Origin of the sequence: Bacillus sp. FJAT-27231 (genome assembly GCF_001183975.1) — a bacterium.
GTDB lineage: Bacteria > Bacillota > Bacilli > Bacillales > Domibacillaceae > Pseudobacillus > Pseudobacillus wudalianchiensis.
The window spans coordinates 704,938-725,419 of record NZ_LFZU01000001.1; the positions used below are offsets into that span (position 1 = coordinate 704,938).

The 20,482-nt window shown below is 41.0% G+C and carries 20 protein-coding genes, 1 riboswitch and 1 other annotated feature; of the genes, 11 read left to right on the forward strand and 9 right to left on the reverse strand.

The features are described from left to right. Nucleotides 1–65: 65 nt before the first annotated feature. Complete coding sequence (locus tag AC623_RS03340) at nucleotides 66–1,064, reverse strand: inorganic phosphate transporter (RefSeq protein ID WP_049660542.1); 999 nt, start codon at nucleotides 1,062–1,064, stop codon at nucleotides 66–68. 15 nt (nucleotides 1,065–1,079) lie between these two features. Further along, the gene (locus tag AC623_RS03345) at nucleotides 1,080–1,697 is read right to left on the reverse strand and encodes a DUF47 domain-containing protein (RefSeq protein ID WP_049660543.1); all 618 of its coding nucleotides are present in this window, start codon (nucleotides 1,695–1,697) and stop codon (nucleotides 1,080–1,082) included. Nucleotides 1,698–1,882: 185 nt separating this feature from the next. Here AC623_RS03345 and AC623_RS03350 point away from each other — a divergent pair, with 185 nt between their 5' ends. Further along, nucleotides 1,883–2,731 (forward strand): aldo/keto reductase, encoded by an 849-nt coding sequence (locus AC623_RS03350; protein WP_049660545.1) that lies wholly within the window; start codon nucleotides 1,883–1,885, stop codon nucleotides 2,729–2,731. A 253-nt stretch (nucleotides 2,732–2,984) separates the two neighbouring features. On the opposite strand, the gene AC623_RS03355 is transcribed toward AC623_RS03350, so the two are convergent. After that, nucleotides 2,985–3,887: an RluA family pseudouridine synthase gene (locus AC623_RS03355; RefSeq protein WP_049660547.1), complete on the reverse strand. Its 903-nt coding sequence runs from the start codon at nucleotides 3,885–3,887 to the stop codon at nucleotides 2,985–2,987. 125 nt (nucleotides 3,888–4,012) lie between these two features. Here AC623_RS03355 and AC623_RS03360 point away from each other — a divergent pair, with 125 nt between their 5' ends. Continuing rightward, entirely contained in the window at nucleotides 4,013–4,414 is a 402-nt protein-coding gene (locus AC623_RS03360; RefSeq protein ID WP_049660548.1) for a DUF5365 family protein, read from the forward strand. A gap of 142 nt (nucleotides 4,415–4,556) precedes the next feature. On the opposite strand, the gene AC623_RS03365 is transcribed toward AC623_RS03360, so the two are convergent. From AC623_RS03365 to AC623_RS03375, 3 genes are all read right to left on the reverse strand, one after another. After that, nucleotides 4,557–5,027: a thioredoxin family protein gene (locus tag AC623_RS03365; RefSeq protein WP_049660550.1), complete on the reverse strand. Its 471-nt coding sequence runs from the start codon at nucleotides 5,025–5,027 to the stop codon at nucleotides 4,557–4,559. A 1-nt stretch (nucleotide 5,028) separates the two neighbouring features. Then, nucleotides 5,029–5,445, reverse strand: a complete 417-nt coding sequence (locus AC623_RS03370; RefSeq protein ID WP_049660552.1) for a disulfide formation protein C — start codon at nucleotides 5,443–5,445, stop codon at nucleotides 5,029–5,031. Between the two features lie 159 nt (nucleotides 5,446–5,604). Next, nucleotides 5,605–5,823, reverse strand: coding sequence for a YhdB family protein (locus AC623_RS03375; protein WP_049660553.1), 219 nt, complete (start codon nucleotides 5,821–5,823; stop codon nucleotides 5,605–5,607). A gap of 179 nt (nucleotides 5,824–6,002) precedes the next feature. On the opposite strand from AC623_RS03375, the gene AC623_RS03380 reads away from it, so the two are divergent. Together AC623_RS03380 and AC623_RS03385 are read left to right on the forward strand one after the other, a co-directional pair. After that, nucleotides 6,003–7,412 (forward strand): SpoVR family protein, encoded by a 1,410-nt coding sequence (locus AC623_RS03380; RefSeq protein ID WP_049660554.1) that lies wholly within the window; start codon nucleotides 6,003–6,005, stop codon nucleotides 7,410–7,412. A 139-nt stretch (nucleotides 7,413–7,551) separates the two neighbouring features. After that, entirely contained in the window at nucleotides 7,552–8,238 is a 687-nt protein-coding gene (locus tag AC623_RS03385) for a TrkA C-terminal domain-containing protein (RefSeq protein ID WP_049660556.1), read from the forward strand. Between the two features lie 70 nt (nucleotides 8,239–8,308). On the opposite strand, the gene AC623_RS03390 is transcribed toward AC623_RS03385, so the two are convergent. Further along, the gene (locus AC623_RS03390) at nucleotides 8,309–9,133 is read right to left on the reverse strand and encodes an EcsC family protein (protein WP_049660557.1); all 825 of its coding nucleotides are present in this window, start codon (nucleotides 9,131–9,133) and stop codon (nucleotides 8,309–8,311) included. A gap of 146 nt (nucleotides 9,134–9,279) precedes the next feature. Beyond that, nucleotides 9,280–9,381, forward strand: a riboswitch (purine riboswitch). 94 nt (nucleotides 9,382–9,475) lie between these two features. On the opposite strand from AC623_RS03390, the gene AC623_RS03395 reads away from it, so the two are divergent. Further along, nucleotides 9,476–10,768 (forward strand): NCS2 family permease, encoded by a 1,293-nt coding sequence (locus tag AC623_RS03395; RefSeq protein WP_049666203.1) that lies wholly within the window; start codon nucleotides 9,476–9,478, stop codon nucleotides 10,766–10,768. Between the two features lie 44 nt (nucleotides 10,769–10,812). Here the strand turns inward: AC623_RS03395 and AC623_RS03400 are convergent, their stop codons facing one another. Together AC623_RS03400 and AC623_RS03405 are read right to left on the reverse strand one after the other, a co-directional pair. Beyond that, on the reverse strand, nucleotides 10,813–11,232 hold the full coding sequence (locus AC623_RS03400) for a hypothetical protein (protein ID WP_049660558.1): 420 nt from the start codon (nucleotides 11,230–11,232) through the stop codon (nucleotides 10,813–10,815). Between the two features lie 129 nt (nucleotides 11,233–11,361). Further along, on the reverse strand, nucleotides 11,362–11,667 hold the full coding sequence (locus AC623_RS03405) for an ArsR/SmtB family transcription factor (protein ID WP_049660560.1): 306 nt from the start codon (nucleotides 11,665–11,667) through the stop codon (nucleotides 11,362–11,364). Between the two features lie 199 nt (nucleotides 11,668–11,866). On the opposite strand from AC623_RS03405, the gene AC623_RS03410 reads away from it, so the two are divergent. The 6 genes from AC623_RS03410 (at nucleotide 11,867) to ilvN (ending at nucleotide 20,473) form a co-directional block, all read left to right on the forward strand. Next, a complete protein-coding gene (locus tag AC623_RS03410; RefSeq protein ID WP_049660561.1) occupies nucleotides 11,867–13,102 on the forward strand; it encodes a dicarboxylate/amino acid:cation symporter in 1,236 nt (411 codons plus the stop codon). Between the two features lie 121 nt (nucleotides 13,103–13,223). Beyond that, entirely contained in the window at nucleotides 13,224–13,391 is a 168-nt protein-coding gene (gene tatA / locus AC623_RS03415; protein ID WP_049660563.1) for a twin-arginine translocase TatA/TatE family subunit, read from the forward strand. Between the two features lie 398 nt (nucleotides 13,392–13,789). Then, nucleotides 13,790–15,745 carry a transglycosylase domain-containing protein gene (locus AC623_RS03420; protein WP_049666204.1) on the forward strand — a complete coding sequence of 652 codons (1,956 nt, stop codon included), beginning with the start codon at nucleotides 13,790–13,792 and terminating at the stop codon, nucleotides 15,743–15,745. A gap of 463 nt (nucleotides 15,746–16,208) precedes the next feature. Next, nucleotides 16,209–17,873, forward strand: a complete 1,665-nt coding sequence (gene ilvD / locus AC623_RS03425; RefSeq protein ID WP_049660564.1) for a dihydroxy-acid dehydratase — start codon at nucleotides 16,209–16,211, stop codon at nucleotides 17,871–17,873. Between the two features lie 2 nt (nucleotides 17,874–17,875). Further along, nucleotides 17,876–18,125 (forward strand) — a binding site (T-box leader). A gap of 111 nt (nucleotides 18,126–18,236) precedes the next feature. Next, nucleotides 18,237–19,955 (forward strand): acetolactate synthase large subunit, encoded by a 1,719-nt coding sequence (gene ilvB, locus AC623_RS03430; protein WP_049660567.1) that lies wholly within the window; start codon nucleotides 18,237–18,239, stop codon nucleotides 19,953–19,955. Then, nucleotides 19,952–20,473, forward strand: coding sequence for an acetolactate synthase small subunit (ilvN, locus tag AC623_RS03435; RefSeq protein ID WP_049660569.1), 522 nt, complete (start codon nucleotides 19,952–19,954; stop codon nucleotides 20,471–20,473). Before ilvB ends, ilvN begins: the two co-directional genes overlap by 4 nt. The last annotated feature ends 9 nt before the right edge of the window (nucleotides 20,474–20,482 follow it).

The window sequence follows — 20,482 nt, forward strand, 5'->3', positions numbered from 1 at the left end:
TTAAATATAGTAAGGAAATATGTGTTTTAAAAAAGCTGTTCCGCGAGAGAGTGCGGAACAGCTTTTTATAGAAATAAGTCAAGAATAAAATAGGCCAGAGCGGCAATCGCAGCTGATATTGGCAAAGTGATGACCCATGTGATAAGCATGCGTTGAGCCGTTCCCCATTTAACGCCACGAATCCGGTGAGAAGCACCAACCCCTAAAATTGAAGAGGAGATGACGTGTGTCGTGCTGACTGGCAAATGAATAAAAGTAGCCCCAAAGATAATGGCAGCGGATGTTAAGTCAGCTGCTACCCCATTAACAGGACGAATTTTCATGATTTTGCCGCCAACTGTTTTAATAATCTTCCAACCGCCTACAGAAGTTCCAATCCCCATTGCGGCAGCACAGGAAAACTGTACCCATAACTGAATATCGGTTGTGGATTGATAATTGTTAGCGATAAGAGCCATTGTAATAATCCCCATTGCTTTTTGGGCATCGTTCGTACCGTGTGTATACGACTGAAGAGCAGCCGTGAATACTTGAAAGTGACGGAAACGACGATTCGTTTTCGGCAAATTGTTGTCCTTAAATACGACTTTAAATATGCTGTAGATGATATAGCCGCCAACAAAAGCAATAATTGGTGAAAGAATCAATGCTTGAATAATCTTAAAGAAACCACTGTAATTCAAGATCCCAACACCAGCGGCAGCAATGGCTGCACCGGCAATAGAGCCGATCAAGGCATGGGATGAACTGCTTGGAATTCCATAATACCATGTGATCAAATTCCAAAGAATTGCTGAGATCAAAGCGGCTAAAATAACAGTTGATCCATTTTCAAGCATGAATGGATCAACGATATCTTTTGTAATGGTTTTGGCTACCCCGGTAAACGTCATCGCTCCTAAAAAGTTCATCGAAGCGGCTAGGATAATCGCATGCCGCGGCTTAAGAGCTTTAGTGGAGACAGAGGTAGCGATCGCATTTGCCGTATCATGGAAGCCATTAATAAAATCAAACGATAAAGCGCAAATAACAATTAATACAGTAATAATAAGTAGAGAATCCATAAATTAGGGCGCTCCTTAAGCGTTTTTCATAATGATCGTTTCCAGAGTATTAGCTACATCCTGACAAGAATCGGCAATCTGTTCTAAGCTTTCATAGATTTCTTTTAGCTTAATCAACTGGATTGGGTCTTTTTCTGTGACAAATAAATGTTTAATGGACTGGCGGCGTATCCCATCGCACGCTGTTTCATAATCTTTGATTTTAATGACATGTTCACGAATTGGCAGCAGCTTTTTCGTTTCGAGTAAATCAACAGCACGTTCAATTTCAACAGAACAGCCGCGGATGGCTTCAACGAATTTCAGCATATAGTCATCGACGTTGATGATGGAATACATTTCAAACATCGCCGCTGTTTCTTCAAGACCGTCAAGGACATCATCCATACTCATTGCCAACGCTAAAATGTCTTCCCGTTCGATTGGCGTAATAAAGGATTGATTTAATTCTTTAATCACCTCATGAATTAATTCATCCCCTTTTGTTTCGAACGTTTTCATTTCGTTGTAAAAAACTTTTAAGTCGCTGGCATTCTTTAGCTTGTAGTCAGCAAAGTAATCGGCACTTTCCTTCAAATTGACTGCAATTGAATTAAGCAAGATAGTGAATTTATCCTTTTTGTGTTTAAACAATTTGAAAAGCCTCCTAGTTATAAAAAATGGCTAACAGTACTATTTTACTTGAATAAAGTCGAAGAAAAAAGAGTTTGTCGAAAAAAGACGGAAAAATTATTTGTTTACACCTCCTCAAAGTCAAATAGTCGCATCCCTTTTTATTTGACGGTACAATAAAAGGAAATGTGAAAGGAGGAATAAACATGAAAGTTGCTGCAAATTTACAGGATACGTTGACGCTGAATAATGGACTAGCGATCCCTCAAGTAGGTCTTGGTGTTTACAAAATGACAGATGAGATCGAAGCAAATTTTGCCATTCAATCCGCTCTGCGCATGGGATACCGTCTCATCGACACAGCTGCTATCTATGAAAATGAACAGATCGTCGGTGATGCCGTGAGAGCAAGCGATGTTAGCCGGGATGAGATTTTCCTCACAACGAAAGTGTGGAACAGCGACCAGGGATATGATCAAACGATGAAAGCATTTGAAACCTCGTTAAATAAGCTGCAAACAAATTATATAGACTTATATTTAATTCACTGGCCCGGAAAAGATAAAAATAAATATCGGGAAACATGGCGGGCACTTGAGAAGTTATACAGCGAGGGAGCAGCTAAAGCAATTGGTGTCTGCAACTTCCAGATTCACCATCTAGAAGAACTGCTCGCTGTTTGCAATGAAGTACCCGCCATTAATCAAATTGAAAATCATCCATATCTAACGCAAGAGAAATTGCGAGCATACTGCCAGGAGAAAAACATCGTTGTCGAAGCATGGTCTCCCATTGCCCGGAACAAATTAGCTAGCGAACCAACGCTGAACCATCTAGCGAAAAAATATAACAAGTCAGTGACACAAGTTATTTTGCGCTGGCATCTACAAAATGGAACAGTGGTCATTCCAAAGTCTGTACATCCAGAAAGAATTAAAGAAAACAGCGAACTCTTTGACTTTGAACTTTCCCTTGAAGACATGAAAAACATCAATGCCCTAAATAAAGAAGAAAGATTCGGTCCTGACCCTGACCAATTTGAGAATGGGTTTTGATTCTAAAAGCGGCAGGCGCTCGCCCAGTGCGATAGGAGGTTGGAGGACTCGACAAGGAGTCGTTCTTTGACTCCGACAGAGAGCCCGAAACCACCGTACGCGTTAGCGCCTAGAGCTGGATAACAGCTAAATACGCGACATCGTGTCGCAACACCCTCGCAGTGATAGGCAACAAATGCTCTTCATCTAAAGAAGCGAAGAAACCGCTTCTTTAGATGAAAGTCCATGTGAGTTGATCCCAAGTCAGAACCTTTTAATTAAAAAGAGGGCTGATATCATTTGGGATCGGTGCTCGGCAAGTAATGCTCTCTCCTGTGAAAGGATGCGGTATTTCAATTTCAGCAGCATGAAGGGCCTGTCTTTTTACAAGCGGCTTTCCTCCATACAAAAGGTCTCCTGCAAGAGGGTGGCCCATGGCAGAAAAGTGGACCCGGATCTGATGAGTTCGTCCAGTGGCCAGCTGACACTTCACGGTGGAAAGGTTGCGGCTGCTATCTTTTTGCATGACCTCATAGTAAGTAAGAGCTGTTTGGCCTGACGGAGAAACACGCCTTCTCGTAGGGTGATGCCGATCCCTTCCAATTGGATTATTGATCGTCCCTTTTCTTTTGTGAAGGATACCATGAACGGCCGCAACATAAGTTCTTTTAATGAGGCGTTCTTCTAATAGACGGGAGAGCACCGTGTAGGCTGCCTCATGCTTTGCGAATAGCACAACGCCGCTCGTATGTTCATCAAGACGATGAATATGCCGAAGGAAACCATGCTCACCGGATAGCTGAACATGGCAGGCAACAGCATTGAGCAGCGAATGGGTTTCTGTCTCGTCATTAGGATGTGTTTTGATTCCCGCTGGTTTATTCACCACAATTAAATGATCGTCCTCATATAAAATGTCTACCTCCAAAAAGGAAGGGGCAGGGATTTCTCCAGAAGAGTGGAACAACGGCAGCTGCAGCAGGTCCCCTTTTTGAAGAGGTGCCTGCCAATCCGCTATTTGTCCGTTCAGCCGGATCGTTTTATCCATTCTCCATTGATGGATCATTTTTTTAGAAAGCTTCCACTTGTCTTTTAAAATAGAAGTAACCGTTTCTCCGGCCCATTCTGAAGGAATAATCAGCTCATATATCTTGCCTTTTCGATTCGTCTTATACAAAATGTTTCCCACCTTTTATGTATCTTACCCTATTTCACAAAATTACCAACGTTATTAAATAGGTTATATGTTATTCTTGAGTTATCTATCATGTCATCAATAGACGCAGCAGGGAAGGTGTTTTTTTGAGAGTAATAATTGCCTCCACTACCGAACAGGAAGAAATAATTAATGAGTTAGTTCGGCAGTTAAAAGAAGAAATTCTTCCGCTTTTTTTTGAAAAAGAAGAATTACAAGCTATGTACAAATTAGGCATACTTCAACTGACGGATGATCATTTTCAGCTCTTCGGTACTCTCCAGGATGCTTTTCAAGTGATCTCCAGCCTCCAGACGATTATCTCCATTCTTGAAACAGGCGAGCCAGCTAGCCTGCCTTTACATTATAAGGAAATATTTGAAAAAAACACGGCGATTTTACAAAAGTTCGACATTCGTTTGCCTTTTTTTCTAAGTCATTTTCACAATAAAAAAAGCATGGTCCTCGATTTATCCTGCGCTACACCCGCTAACATCTATTTGATTTGAGCCTTCTCTGTGTGAATCAGAAGGCTTTTTTATTTTACAATTATATTATTGAAGAAATGTTTTTTGTAATCTCTTCTAAACAATGGTTATTCCCAGAGCCTTTTTATAAAGAATCCCCTGCCACTGAACGGCAGGGGAGCTGTTATTTCTCTTTATGGGTTTCAATAAATTGGTCGAATGTTTCTTTCGGCTGGCTGCCAACGAGACGTTCTTGTTCTACTCCATTTTTAAAGTAAACGAGAGTAGGGGTTGATTGAATTTGATAGTCATCCCACCCATCCTCGAACTCAAGAAGGTTGAACTGATGGATCTCAACATTTTTCTCCTTAGCAAGCGGCATAAGCACTGGAGTTGTATTTTGACAGTGTGGGCACGTCGGGCTGTAAAAATAAACGAAAAGATCTTCTCCATCTTCCAATTTCTTTTTTAAGTCATCCGGTAAAATGAGATTGCTATAATTCGGATCATCCAGCTGCTTAATTGTTTCCGGATGCAATTCTTTTTTTCCGTAAGGATTGTCTTTAGACGCTTCGTTTTGCTGGTACTTTGTTAAAAAAACAATGGCTGCAAATAAAATTAAAATAATAGCCGCAAAAATAATAATTTTTTTCAAGTTAAGCAACTTCCTTTCTCTTCATAACGAGTAAGCTAGTTATAAAAATAATGATGAAGGCTGTAAGTGCCAAAAAAGGAATCGTTATAAAGCCGAACCAGTTAATATACATCCCTGTGCATGGAACTCTGCCGCAAGCTGGGGCTGTATCAGTAAAGAAATCAATCTTTTGGATCGCATAGTGATAGAGAGAAATACATCCTCCAACAGCTGAAAGAGTCAAGGAATAACGGGCAGCCGTTTCATCTTTCTTAATAATAGCAAGACCGAGAATCAAGACAAGCGGATACATTAAAATCCGTTGATACCAGCAAAGCTCACAAGGTTCATATTTCATCACTTCTGAAAAATATAAACTGCCAAGCATGGCAATAAAAGAAGCTCCCCAGGCAATTAAAAGCAGATTTTCTTTTTTCATACCTTCTCCTTTGTTATACAAATTTCTCTAGATGATTATAGTATTAGTAAGGAAAAAAAGTAAACTAATCAGCCCTGCTGCTTCAACTGGTTATATGTACGTCAAAGCAGCCAGAAAGGGGGAAAATCCTTTCTGGCCGCTGTCACTGGTGGAATTCCTCTAGGCTCTTAACGAATTGGCATGCTCTACATAATGGAACAATGTATAAAAAGTTTTTTCCACAGCAGAATAAGAATTAGGGAATGAGCGAGCATGGAGAAAATGTTCAATTTTTTTCGATAGTAAATGGTCTTTCGTCCGGACCATTAATATAAGCAGGTTCGTCCAATCTGAGCGATGAACATAGTATAATACGCGATCATAATCTGTATAATCCATTGCTTATCCACCCCTGTTAGAGGAACTATCTATAGTATGTGTTCCCCCGAATAAAACTTCCTCTGTAAATACTGGGATAGCACCCGCTTGAAAATAGAAGAGGGATTCAGAGGAAAAGGGGGTATGACCTTTTGCTTTTTTTCATAAGTATTTGTTAAAGGGCAAAAGGGGGAAACAAAATGAATGAGGCAGAAATGAAAGACCTTCAGTATGCCATTGATGAGATTACGGAGATTGCGACGGGATTCGGCCTTGACTTTTATCCGATGAGATATGAAATTTGCCCGGCGGATATTATTTACACGTTTGGTGCTTATGGGATGCCGACTCGTTTTTCGCATTGGAGTTTCGGCAAACAGTTCTTCAAGATGAAGCTGCAATATGATCTCGGCCTTAGTAAAATATATGAGCTTGTCATCAATTCTAACCCGTGCTACGCTTTCTTGCTTGATACGAATTCCTTGATCCAAAATAAACTGATTGTCGCTCACGTGTTGGCCCACTGTGATTTTTTCAAAAATAATGTGCGCTTTCAGCAAACAAACCGTCATATGGTGGAGAGCATGGCAGCAACGGCTGACAGAGTTCGTCAGTATGAAATTGATCACGGCAAGGAGACGGTGGAGAAGTTTTTAGACGCTGTTCTTGCGATTGAGGAGCATATTGACCCATCACTTTTAAGGCGGCAGCTTTACTGGCAGACAGAAGAAGCGGAAATAGAAACGGAAAAGAAAAAAGGGCCGTACGATGATCTATGGTCACTAGATGAATCCAATACCTTTGAGTTAGTGCCGAAAAAGACGAAAAAAATGATCCCGCCACGGCCAGAAAAGGACTTAATATTATTCATTGAACAATATAGCCGGGACCTTGAGGACTGGCAGCGTGATATTATGACGATGGTGCGAGAGGAGATGCTGTATTTTTGGCCGCAGCTCGAGACAAAAATTATGAACGAAGGCTGGGCTTCCTATTGGCATCAGCGGATTATCCGTGAGCTTGACTTAACGTCAGGGGAGGCTATTGAATTTGCCAAATTAAATGCCGGCGTTGTCCAGCCATCGCGTACGTCCATTAACCCTTATTATTTAGGGCTAAAAATGTTTGAGGATATTGAAGAGCGATATAATAATCCAACAGAAGAAATGAAACGCCGCGGCGTTAAAGAAGGATCAGGGCGTGAAAAGATATTTGAAGTGCGGGAAATTGAATCGGATATTTCATTCTTACGCAATTATTTAACGAAAGAACTAGTTCATCGAGAAGATATGTATTTATTCCAGAAAAAAGGGAAAGATTATAAAATAACTGATAAAGATTGGACAAACGTGCGCGACCAGCTCGTGAATATGAGAGTAAATGGCGGTTTTCCTTATTTAACGGTGAACGATGGTGATTACATGAAAGCCGGAGAGCTGTATGTTAAACATTGGTATGAGGGAGTTGAGCTGGACCTGAAATACTTGGAAAAAGTGTTGCCGCATTTGTATACGTTATGGGGAAGAACCGTTCATTTGGAAACAATGGTAGAGGATCGTGAAATCCTGTTTAGTTTTAGCGGTCATAAAGTACAGAGGAAGTATTTATAACAAGCGGGTGCCGGCTTTTCCGGCCGCCCGTTTTTTTGTGGTTCCTGACTCTATCTGTTATGACTTGGTTGTAGTTTTAGTTTTAAATGGGAAGGGAAAAGTTTCTTGAAGCCAATTTCCGAAAGGAGAGCAGAAAATAATGGGGATGGTTTTTATGATCCTGTATTTCTTAATTGTTGCTTTTGTGATTGAAATTTCCGTTATTCTCTTTAATTTAACAGGACTGGAAACAGCCGTTTCCCGTTATCAAGTCATTTCCATGCTAACAAACACTGGCTTCACTACAGATGAAGCCCAGTTGATTATGGATCACCCTGTGCGCAGGCGGTTAAGTATGTTCCTCATCTTATTTGGAGCTTTTTCACTCGCGGTGGTGATTTCCTCGATAACAAATATTTTATCAAATGATTTACGTTTAAAAGAATTGATGATCATTAATGTGATCCTGCTTGTTATGCTGCTGATTGGCAAAACGCCCTTCATTCGAGAGCGATTGAAAAAGAAGCTGAATCATGAAATGGAAAAGAAGCTAGAAATCTCCGAACTGCCGATTAAAGATGCCCTGTATTTAGACGAAAATGATTTAGTGACAGACATTGTCATTAAAGAGGATTCAAAATTTATCGATAAGAAGGCGTCAGACCTTGTAGAACGAGGTGAAGACATTAGCATTTTGTTCATTAAGCGTGGAAAAGTCAACATTCGTAACCGGTTAGATGAAGAAAAAATTCAAGAAGGTGATCAATTGTTTATTTATGGTAATCAAGAGGCGATTGAGAATAAATTCCTCGAAAAAGACGAAGAGTTGGACAAAAAGTTAGATTGAATTTTTAGTCTATGGAGGGCAAGCTGACTGACGGTGCTTAATAGGAAAGGATAGTCAATCAGACAGCTCTTTACACGGAGCTGCCTGATTGACTATTGATTTCTTGCAAACGTTCCATGATCCGCCGCTTTTTATATAGCATAGTAGCCGTTTCGGCCACATCTAGAATAGCAGAACGATTTGTAAAAGCACCAAATACAATACCGGCAATGGGGACGAGCTGCATCATTTTTTTCCAGCCGAATTGATCACGGTACGTATAGACGACTTCGCGCCAGCCTTGTAATTGTGACATCATTTCTCTGCTGTGTCCCCGCTTTGCATAAAAGGCCGATAATTCATTTAAAATCGCTTTTTTTCCGACAACGTCTGAAGACGTAAATTGCAGACATTTAATAATGAAAATCCGCTCTTCCTTTTCTGTCGGATCGTAGCCGTAGGCAATCGCGATTTCTTGCAGCGTTTTCAGAGACAAGCCGAGCAGAAGCGGGATATCCACAGCTAAAGTAAATAAGCCGCCAATCCCTGTTGAAGCACCTTGAACGGTTGCCATGTTAGCACGTGATTTTTTTAACTCTTCGGCTATATGATTCATCTTCTCAAGCTTGATTGCCCCGACGTCTTCAACAGATTCAATCTTTTTTTCAGGGTTAGCTTCTTGAATTTTCGTTAAGATGCTCTTTTCTTGAACGAGGTATTGACCCCCTGTTTGAATAAAATTCCCAATTTCATCAAGCAGAAGCGCGATTTTATTTTGAATGATTTTTGGTGTCACCTTATCTAGCAATTTAAAGGGGAGACGAGCAATCTTGTCCCAAACCCATAGATGTTTTTGCTCTTGTTCCCACTTTTCGATCGCTGTAAGCTCCACTAATAACTGCTCTTTCGATTCCATTTTTATCCCACCTTCTCTATCTTAGTTAATGTACGGAGGCGCTTTAGGTAAAGTTTCAATAAATGAATGCATCAGCAAATAAAAGAAGATTGTGAATTTAAATAGGCTGATTTACTTATTATTTATATTTTGATATAATTTTCGCAATTAAATAAAACTAACGCTTTTGTATAAGTTCAAGAATAGGGCTTGAACGTTTCTACCAGGCTGCCGTAAATAGCCTGACTACAAAGGATAGTGGAGATGTTTTTTGCTTATTCACTATACTTGTATGTCAGCCAGCAGCTTCCGTTTTTAGCGGAAGTTTTTTTATTGAAATTCCATATAGTGGAGGAGCGCACAATGAAACATTTTTTTGCTTTTCAGGAACGGGGCACAACCTATAAACAAGAGACGCTAGCTGGCATTACTACCTTTTTGTCCATGGCATATATTCTCGTCGTTAATCCAATCATTCTTAGTCAATCTGGTATGGATAAAGGTGCTGTTTTTACAGCTACTGCTTTATCAGCTATTATCGGTTCTTTATTGATTGGCTTACTGGCTAATTATCCTATTGGCATCGCACCAAGTATGGGACTAAATACGTTTTTCACCTTTTCAGTCTGTATCGGCATGGGGATTCCTTGGCAAACAGCCTTAACAGGAGTCTTTATTTCAGGTGTTTTGTTCGTTATTTTAAGTTTACTGAAAATCCGTGAAATGATCATTAATGTGATTCCACAAGACTTAAAGCATGCTATTGCCGGTGGTATTGGGTTTTTTGTTGCTTTTATTGGTTTAAAAAATGCAGGTATTATTACAGCGAACGAAGGAACCTTCATCGGGATCGGTGATTTACATTCTCCAACTGTATTACTAGCCATATTTGGCTTTGTTGTAACGGTTATCATGATGATGCGCGGTATCGGTGGAGCGATCTTTTACGGTATGGCCATCGCAACAGTCGTCGGGATGATCGCAGGATTAATCCGCGTGCCCCATGAAATTATTGGAGGCATCCCAAGTCTTAGTCCTACTTTTGGAGTCGTATTCTCTCATTTGCATAGCATCTTTACGCCGGAAATGCTTGCGGTTATTTTCACGTTCCTATTTGTCGCTTTCTTTGATACGGCAGGAGCCCTTATCGCAATTGCAAGTCAGGCAGGTTTAGTAAAAGATAATAAAATTCCTAACGCTGGAAAAGCGCTGCTTGCGGATTCTTCTTCAACGGTCGTTGGGGCTGTTCTTGGTACTTCTACGACAGCGGCAATGGTTGAATCAACGGCTGGCATTGCAGCAGGAGGAAGAACAGGCTTTACTTCTATCGTTATCTCAGCTTTATTTGCTGTTGCTTTGTTCTTTTCTCCGCTATTGTCTGTTATTACAGCTGAAGTGACTGCTCCTGCATTGATCATCGTAGGTGCTTTAATGGCAACCCAAATCAAACATATTCGTTGGGATCAGGTTGAAGTTACTATTCCCGCATTTGTCACAATTATTATGATGCCGCTCACTTCAAGTGTAGCGAGCGGAATTGCTCTTGGCTTTATTCTTTACCCGATTGCCATGCTGGCAAAAGGACAAGCAAAAGAAGTTCATCCTCTTCTCTATGTTCTCTTTGCAGCCTTCCTTGCTTATTTTATTTACTTATAAAAAATCAAGCCTCTTTACCACTAGACATGACTGGGTAAAGAGGCTTAATTTAATTCATTGGTTAATTTTTTTACATGTTCAGCTAACTGATCACATACGATTTGATAAGCTGCCCATTTCTCTGTAGTATCTGCACAATGTTCTGGATTGGGAACATTCCAGCGAAGAACCTTTTTGTTGGAAGCTAGCAGGAGGGGAGGCTGCTGATCACGTTCAAAATCATAAATATTCACAATCAAATCTGCACTCTTGATGAGATGAGGTGCCAGCAGCTTTGGCTCTCTGTCTGTTATATCTATATTAACTTCCTTCATTGCCTCAATGAAAAGATCATTCTCTTGAATTGTCCGAAAGGCTGCACTGATAAAGTTCAGTGAAGGTTCGTCCAACTTAGAGGCCCATCCTTCTGCCATGATGCTTAGGTCATTTGATGTAGAGAGAAATAAGATGTTTTTGTTCTCCATTCTTAAAGCCCCTTTGCTGTCAATTCTATTTCTTTTTTACCCCCTTTTTCTAAAATTATGCGTAAATAACAAAAAAATTAGTAAGCTTGTAACCGAAAGAACTAGGAAAAAAGATGTTTATTCGCTTTTTTAATGATGCTTAGCATGCTCAATTGCTTGAGAAAGAAGGTCAATTACGTGTTCATCATCATGTGAATAAAATAAAGTCGTTCCTTCCCGGCGATATTTAACGAGCCGTAAGTTTTTTAAAAATCGAAGCTGATGGGAAACAGTAGACTGAAGCAGCGATAACTTTTCTGCAATGTCATTTACGGAGTGCTCACCATTAAACAGCAAATTTAGAATTCGAAGCCGGGTTGGATCCGAGAGGGCTTTAAACGTCTGTGAAACAATAAATAAAGTTTCTTCATCTAGCTCGAGGCTCTTCTTTTTCATTGGTTTCCTCCAACATCTTTTTTATCTATCGTACCAAATAAATAAAATAACTGTCATGAATCACAGTGAGGGAGCAGGCGTTTAGAATTGTCAAAAAAGAGGTAAATGTAACTATATTTTTATTTCTTTGAATTTTATATATTTGTCCGTTATGATAGAATTTGTGCGAAATTACTGTATTTGGGAAAGGGGAACGGTGATGAAACTTACCGGGAAAATTATTATCGCTTTAATAGCTGGTGCCATAGTCGGTCTGATGCTTAATCTATTCGCTCCAGGGGCATACAAAGTATTAGATCCTTATCTTTTTACTCCACTTGGCCGCATTTTTCTTAACCTGATTAGTATGCTCGTTGTACCAATTGTATTCTTATCTATTATTCTTGGAGCTGCAGGTCTTGGAGATCCGAAAAAATTAGGCAGGATTGGATTGAAAACGATTTCATACTTTTTGATAACGACTACTATTGCGATTACTATCGGATTAATCATTGCAGGCATCGTACAGCCGGGCGAAGCAGGAGAATTTGACGTAAAAAGCGCTGAATTCTCTGCTGAAAAGGCACCTCCTGTAGGGGAAACGCTGCTAAATATTATTCCGAAAAACCCTCTAGCCGCGATGACGGAAGGGAATATGCTGCAAATTATTGCTTTTGCTCTCTTTATTGGTCTTGCCTTAACAGCGCTAGGAGAAAAAACAAAGGGGATTCTTAATTTAGTAGAACAAGGCAATGACCTGATGATGTACCTAGTTGGATTTGTCATGAAATTTGCTCCATACGGCACATTTGGCTTGCTTGCTTCAGCTATTGGCAGCCAGGGATGGACGGCTATCCGGGCGATGGGGGTTTATATGATTTGTGTATTAGCTGCTTTATTTATCCATGGAATTCTAACCTATGGGGGAACGATTTTACTGCTGGCTAAAAAAAGCCCGCTTTGGTTTTTCAAAAACTTTGCTCCTGCTATGAGTGTGGCGTTTAGTACATCAAGCAGTAATGCTACACTCCCGATTTCTATGGAAGTAGCGCAAAAGCGGTTGAATGTGCCAAAGTCTGTCAGTTCTTTTGTCCAACCGCTCGGTGCGACGATTAACATGGATGGAACAGCTATTATGCAAGGGGTAGCCACAATCTTTATTGCTCAAGTATACAATATCGATTTAACGATGGGTGAGCTTGCGACTGTTGTGTTAACAGCTGTTTTAGCCAGTATCGGAACAGCTGGTGTGCCAGGGGTTGGCTTAATTATGCTGGCGATGGTATTAAGCAGTGTTGGCTTGCCAGTAGAAGGAATTGGTTTAATTCTAGGCATCGACCGTATTCTTGATATGACGCGGACAGCTATTAATATTTCAGGCGATGCAGCTTGTGCCGTTTACGTGGCAGAAACGGAAAAGAAAAGAACCATCAAGGAACAGCGAACAGGCGCTTAGTTAATAAAAACAGCAGGTGTGTCAAAAAAGGCACATTTGCTGTTTTTTATTTTACATTTCTTGTTCTTGTTATATAATATCGCTATTAACAGCTTGTAAAAGCAAAAGGAGATAATTGTATATGAATCTCGGATTCGGAGAAATAGCTCTTATTCTTATCGTAGCCCTGTTGCTTTTTGGACCTTCTAAACTTCCGCAGCTCGGCAAAGCAGCCGGACAGACGCTGCACGAATTTAAGCGTGGCATGAAAGGCGTTATGGAAGACGAAGAAGAAAAGAAATTAAAATAAAATACATTAAAAAAAAGGCTGACGGTACCTGACCGTTAGCCTTTTTTTTGCGAAATGACAGGTTTTTCAACAGCGGATGTTCGCGTCTGCGCTGAAAATCAACAACTGAGTATAATAGAGCTTTTTGGAATGATATAAGTGAAGATCTTTATGGGAAAAGTCGACATATGGATTTTATTGTTGGAAATACTTCTAATTACCACGTTCATCGAGGCATTTTTACGTTAGAATTTAGTTGGAAATTGGCGATTTAAGGCCTATCAGTTATAATAAAACTCTCGTTGTGTCTAACCTAAGCGTTAAACAAAGACAAATAAAGGACGAGACAATAGTTAATTTCGCTCTTCGCCTTAGGGCAAAGAGGAATTTTGCTTATTCAGGAGGCAAGAAACACAGATATGAATGCGATTAGCAGAACTATCAAAAATTTGTGGAGGAAATTTCATTTAACACAAATTATGATTTTGTTGGCGTCGGTTATTATTTTAGCCGGACTCGGATTTATCGTTTATTTTATGAAATCGGCGGATGTAGAAACGCTGAAAAAGGGATTGTCGCAATCGACTGTTCTTTATGATGTGGATGGAGAGAAAGCGAGTAAATTATCCGCTAACCGTTCAGATAGCGTGCCGATTGACAAAATGCCAAAGTATCTACAAGACGCGGTTGTATCGATTGAAGATCATCGCTTTTACGAGCATAATGGTTTTGACTTAAAGGGAATGAGCAGGGCTTTTGTCAAAAATATGTTTTCTGGCGGTGTCGTGCAAGGGGGAAGCACCATCACCCAGCAGTTAACAAAAAATGCCCTTTTATCACCGGAACAAACGTATAAGAGAAAAGTGGAAGAGCTATTTTTAGCAATTGAAATTGAAAAAGTATACAAGAAAAAAGAAATACTAGAAATGTATTTAAATACAATTTACTTTGGCAGTGGAGCATGGGGTGTTCAGAATGCTTCAAAAAAATATTTCGGAAAAGATGTTGAAGATTTAAAGCTTAGTGAGGCGGCTATGTTAGCGGGGATTATTAAAGCGCCCTCTGCGCTTGATCCCTACAAAAATTTGGACAAAGCGATCGCCCGCCGGAACGTTGTCCTTAGCCAAATGGAGAAGTATGGCTATATTACGAGCGAAGAAGCAGAAGGCGCCAAACAGGCACAGCCGCGTCTTGACGACGAGAGCGGTGACCCGTTAAAAGGCAAATATCCATACTATACAGATTCGGTCATCAATGAAGCGATTAACCGTTTTGGATTAACCCAGAACGATCTGTTAACAAAAGGGTATCAAATTTATACGACGATGGATCAGGAAGTGCAGGCTGGTCTTGAGCGGGTGTATAAAAAAGATTGGCTATTTCCTGATTCCGTCAATGGGGATGATTCCCAAAGCGCCGCTATTTTGCTGAATCCAAAGACAGGCGGCGTGATGGCGATTGTTGGAAAACGGGGAGAGCATGTATTCAGAGGATTTAACTATGCTACCCAAATGCGGACTTCCCCAGGCTCGACTTTAAAGCCGCTTGCTGTGTACACACCTGCGCTTGAAGAAGGATATGAGCCGACATCCATACTGCCAGACAAGCCAATGAAATTCGGGGACTACGAGCCGACTAACTACGGAGGGAATTACCGGGGAGAAGTAACGATGAACAAGGCGCTTGAAAAATCCCTTAATGTACCGACCGTATGGCTCTTAAATGAAATTGGTTTATCAAAAGGATTGGATGCACTGAAGCGATTTGGAATCCCGGTTGAAGAAAAAGATAAAAACTTGTCCATTGCGTTAGGCGGCATGACAAAAGGGGTCGCACCTTTGCATATTGCTCAGGCTTATACAACCTTTGTAAACGATGGAGTGCGTAAAGAGAGCTTTTTTATCCAAAAGATTATCGGTCCAGAAGGTGAAATAAAACCGAAATGGACGCCGAAGGAAACGAAAGTGACAACAAAAGAAGTAACAGATAACATTAATGCTATGCTGTTAAACGTTGTAAAACATGGGTCTGGTAAGAATGCAAGAATACCGGGAACTGAATTGGCAGGTAAAACGGGCTCTACTCAAGTACCAATCAAAGGAGTAGTAGGGACTAAAGATCAATGGTTCGTCGGTTATACGCCGGATGTTGTAGGGACAGTCTGGATTGGTGTAGAAAATGCGTCTGCAAGCAACCATCTTGCTACAAACAGTTCTGAGGGAGCAGTGCCGCTATTTAAAGAGATTATGGAAGAGACTCTTCCTGAATTAGAAGGAACTAGTTTTGACGTAGATTCTATCGAAGAAAAGAAGCCAGAAAAGCAAGAAAAAAATTGGTTAGATAAAGCAATTGATAAGTGGAATGAATTATTCTAAAAGAGCTGTTCAAAAGCCATTCGGTCGTTGGCTTTTGGACAGTTTTTTTATTTAATACAAAATCAAAAAAGTACTGAAAGCGCTATCTGAAAGTATAAATAGAAACTTCGAGTTACAAATGCATAAGTTGATGTAAAAAGCAATAAAAAAATTTTAAAGTAATTTCGAAATTTTTTCAAAAAAATAAAATGCGATGATATCAACCTTGTAAGCGATTGCATTTTTCTTAGGTTAAAAGTTAATAATTTTAATTGTCTAAAAATTTCTTAAAAGGTGTTGACCTATAGGGAAAAGCGAGATATGATTGACCACAACATAAACTTAATTTTCAGATTTAAGTGATAAATAAGAATTGAAATATTAAGAACAAAAGAGGACGAACCTTTCGTCGACAGTCTGAATTTCAAAACAGAAACTATCATCTTAGCATTATACGCAGCTAGAGAACACCTGGAGGGATACTATGCGCAGCGACATGATAAAGAAGGGGATTGATCGTGCCCCTCACCGCAGTCTGCTTTATGCAGCAGGAGTGAAAACGGAAGATCTTCATAAACCTTTTATTGGGGTTTGTAATTCTTATATTGATATTATCCCAGGCCACGTGCATTTAAACAAATTTGCTGAAGTGGTGAAGGACGCGATTCGCGAAGCTGGGGGCGTTCCTTTCGAATTTAATACGATCGGAGTAGATGACGGTATTGCCATGGGGCATATCGGAATGAGATACTCACTGCCAAGCAGAGAGCTGATCGCAGATGCTGCTGAAACAGTTATCAATGCTCACTGGTTTGACGGAGTATTTTATATTCCTAACTGTGACAAAATCACTCCCGGGATGTTAATGGCAGCTGCCAGAACAAATGTCCCTTCCGTATTCGTCTCTGGCGGACCAATGGAAGGCGGAAAGACAAGTACTGGAAAACATCTTTCTCTCGTTTCTGTTTTTGAAGGAGTCGGAGCTCACCGTTCAGGAAAGATGTCAGCCGAAGAGCTGCTTGAAATTGAGAACAATGCTTGCCCAACATGCGGATCATGTTCTGGAATGTTCACAGCAAACTCTATGAACTCCTTAATGGAGATGCTCGGCATGACGCCGCCAGGAAATGCTACAATCGTAGCGACGTCTACTGAGCGTCATAAGCTGATTAAGCAGGCGGCTCATCATTTAATGGATTTAGTTAAAAACGATATTAAGCCAAGAGACATTATTACAAGAGAAGCGATTGATGATGCATTCGCACTTGATATGGCGATGGGCGGCTCAACGAACACAGTTCTTCATACGCTCGCGATCGCACATGAAGCAGAAATTGATTATGATTTAAAACGAATCAATGAAATTGCTAAAAAGGTGCCTTACTTAGCTAAAATCAGTCCAGCTTCCGATTATACGATGCAGGATGTTCATGAAGCAGGCGGCATTAGTGCCATTGTCAATGAACTTTGCCGCATTGGTGTCTTAAATAAAGAACGTATCACCATCACAGGAAAGTCAGTTTACGAAAATGTGAAAGACGCGAAAATTACGAATGAAGCAGTTATTCGTACAAGCGACAATCCTTATAGCCCTGTCGGTGGTTTATCAATCCTATTTGGAAATCTAGCTCCCGATGGTGGAGTCATTAAAGTCGGAGCAGTTGATCCTTCCATTAAAACATTTATGGGAGAGGCCATTGTCTTCGACTCACAGGAAGAAGCTCAGGCAGGCATTGACAACGGTACAGTAAGAGAAGGTCATGTCGTCGTCATTCGTTATGAAGGTCCAAAAGGAGGACCTGGAATGCCGGAAATGCTCGCTCCAACCTCAGCGATTGCAGGCCGGGGACTTGATAAAAAAGTCGCACTTATCACAGATGGAAGATTCTCTGGAGCTTCAAGAGGGATTTCCATTGGACATATTTCTCCAGAGGCTGCTGAAGGCGGACCGATTGCCTTCGTTGAAAATGGAGATCAAATTATCATTGACTTGCCAAATCGAACAATCAACGTTGTTCTAACAGAAGAAGAACTGGCAGAAAGAAAGAAAAACTGGGTACAGCCAGAACCAAAGATTAAAAAAGGTTATTTAGCAAGATATTCTAAGCTTGTTACTTCTGCTAATACAGGCGGAGTTATGAAAATTTAATGATTAAAGCGTTGACGAGGAAAAAGTTGTAAGCAACGGTATTCACAGAGAGCCGGCGGGGCTGAGAGCCGGCATACCCCTTACAACGACATCCCCTCTGAGTGCCGGTCTGAACGGAAACAATTAGGATCGGTCGAGTAGAATTTACTCGTTATCAAAAAGGACAATAATACATTGTCCATGAGGTGGCATTTGTGAAAATGTCATAAACCAGGGTGGTACCGTGAAAAGAGAAGTCTTTTCACCCCTGCGCTTAGTAGATTAGTAGGCGTGAGGGTGTAAAGACTTTTCTTTTTGTTTTTTTACTTAAAGAGCCCAATCACTCTTGCGATTTAGGAAAACAACAATTTGGAGGGAAATTGCATGAACGCAAAAGTAAAAACAAAAGCCAAACCGTTGACTCAGGCCATGAGTGGAGCTGATCTCTTTATTGAAGCACTGAAAAAAGAAGAAGTAGAAGTTGTGTTTGGTTATCCGGGTGGAGCTGTTCTTCCGTTATATGATGCCTTGTACAGAAATCCAATTCGGCACATTCTAGCCAGACATGAACAGGCTGCTATTCATGCAGCTGAGGGATACGCGAGAGTGTCAGGTAAGCCCGGAGTAGTTATTGCCACTTCTGGACCGGGGGCAACGAACCTTGTGACAGGTATTACAGATGCTATGATGGACTCTCTTCCTCTTGTTGTCTTCACCGGGCAAGTAGCAACGGGAGTCATTGGAACGGATGCTTTCCAGGAAGCAGATGTAATTGGAATCACAATGCCAATCACAAAGCACAACTACCAAGTGCGTGACTTAAAAGAGATGCCAAGGATCATTCGGGAAGCTTTCCATATTGCAACAACTGGCCGCCCTGGCCCTGTTCTAATCGATATTCCAAAGGACATTGCTACCACATTAGGTGAAGATCCTACATTTGTAACAGAAGTTAATTTGCCAGGATATCAGCCAAACACTGCGCCTAATGTTCTGCAGATTAAAAAGCTTGCAGATGCGGTCGCCCAAGCGAAAAAGCCGCTTATCTTAGCGGGAGCAGGAGTTATTCATGCAAATGCTTCAGAACAGCTGCTTTCCTTTGCAGAAGAGATGAATATCCCGGTAGTCAATACACTTCTCGGGCTCGGTTCGTTCCCATCAGATCATCCATTATTCTTAGGAATGGGTGGTATGCATGGAACATACACAGCCAATATGGCGATGTATGAAGCGGACTTGCTGGTCAACATTGGTGCCCGGTTCGATGACCGATTAACTGGTAACTTGCAGCACTTTGCTCCTGAAGCAACGGTCGCTCACATTGACATTGACCCGGCAGAAATCGGTAAAAACGTCGACACTCATATTCCAATCGTAGCGGATGCGAAAGAAGCGCTGGAGAAATTGCTTGAAACCGACTTAGTTGCACCAGATGCAAATGAGTGGAGAATCCAGCTCAAAGAATCTCAAAAAGAGTTTCCGCTTTGGCACTCTGAGGAAGAAGAAGGCATTTCTCCTCAGCGGTTAACTAGAATGATCCATGATATTACAAACGGTGAGGCGATTGTTACGACAGACGTTGGGCAGCATCAAATGTGGACAGCACAGTATTACGGCTTTAATCGTCCAAACCGCTGGGTAACATCAGGGGGCCTTGGAACAATGGGATTCGGCTTCCCGGCTGCTATTGGTGCGCAAATTGCTCATCCAGAAGATACGGTCGTGGCGATCGCTGGAGACGCTGGCTTTCAAATGACTTTACAAGAACTAGGCCTTGTTGCTGAGTTGAATTTGCCAGTTAAAATTATCATCTATAACAACCAGGCGCTTGGAATGGTTAGGCAGTGGCAGGAAGCTTTCTATGAAGAAAGGTATTCGCAATCTCTGATTCCGTGCCAGCCGGACTTTGTGAAACTGGCTCAGGCTTATGGAATTAAGGGCTACTCTGTTACTACAGAAGAAGAGGCAGAAAGCGTGCTAAATGAAACGTTAAATAGCCGTGAGCCAGTCCTAATTGATTGCCGGATTAAGCCGAAAGAAAAAGTATGCCCGATGATTGCACCAGGCAAAGGACTTCATGAAATGATTGGGGTGAAACCATGAAACGCACAGTGACTGTAACCGTACTGAATCAAAGCGGTGTGTTGAATAGAATTACCGGATTGTTTACCAAACGGCAATTCAACATTGAAAGTATTACAGTAGGCCCTACGGAAACAGAAGGCATTTCAAAAATGACTGTCATTGTTCACGTAGAGGATGAGCGGGTGGCAGAGCAGGTGCTGAAACAGCTTAATAAGCAAGTGGATGTGCTGAAAGTGACCGATATTACGGATCAAGCAGTAGTATCAAGGGAGCTCGCCTTAATTAAAGTATTAACAACACCGCAAACCCGAGCTGAAATCAATGTGATTATCGAACCTTTCCGAGCCACCATCATTGATGTGGCTAGAGATAGCGTAACCATTCAAGTTGTTGGAAACTTCGAAAAAATAGAAGCGATGATTGAGCTGCTTCGCCCTTATGGAATCAAAGAATTGTCACGTACAGGCCAAACAGCCTTAACACGCGGCTCTCAAAAACAGGTAACAGATTTGAAGCAATATTCAATCTTAAAATAAAACAAACAA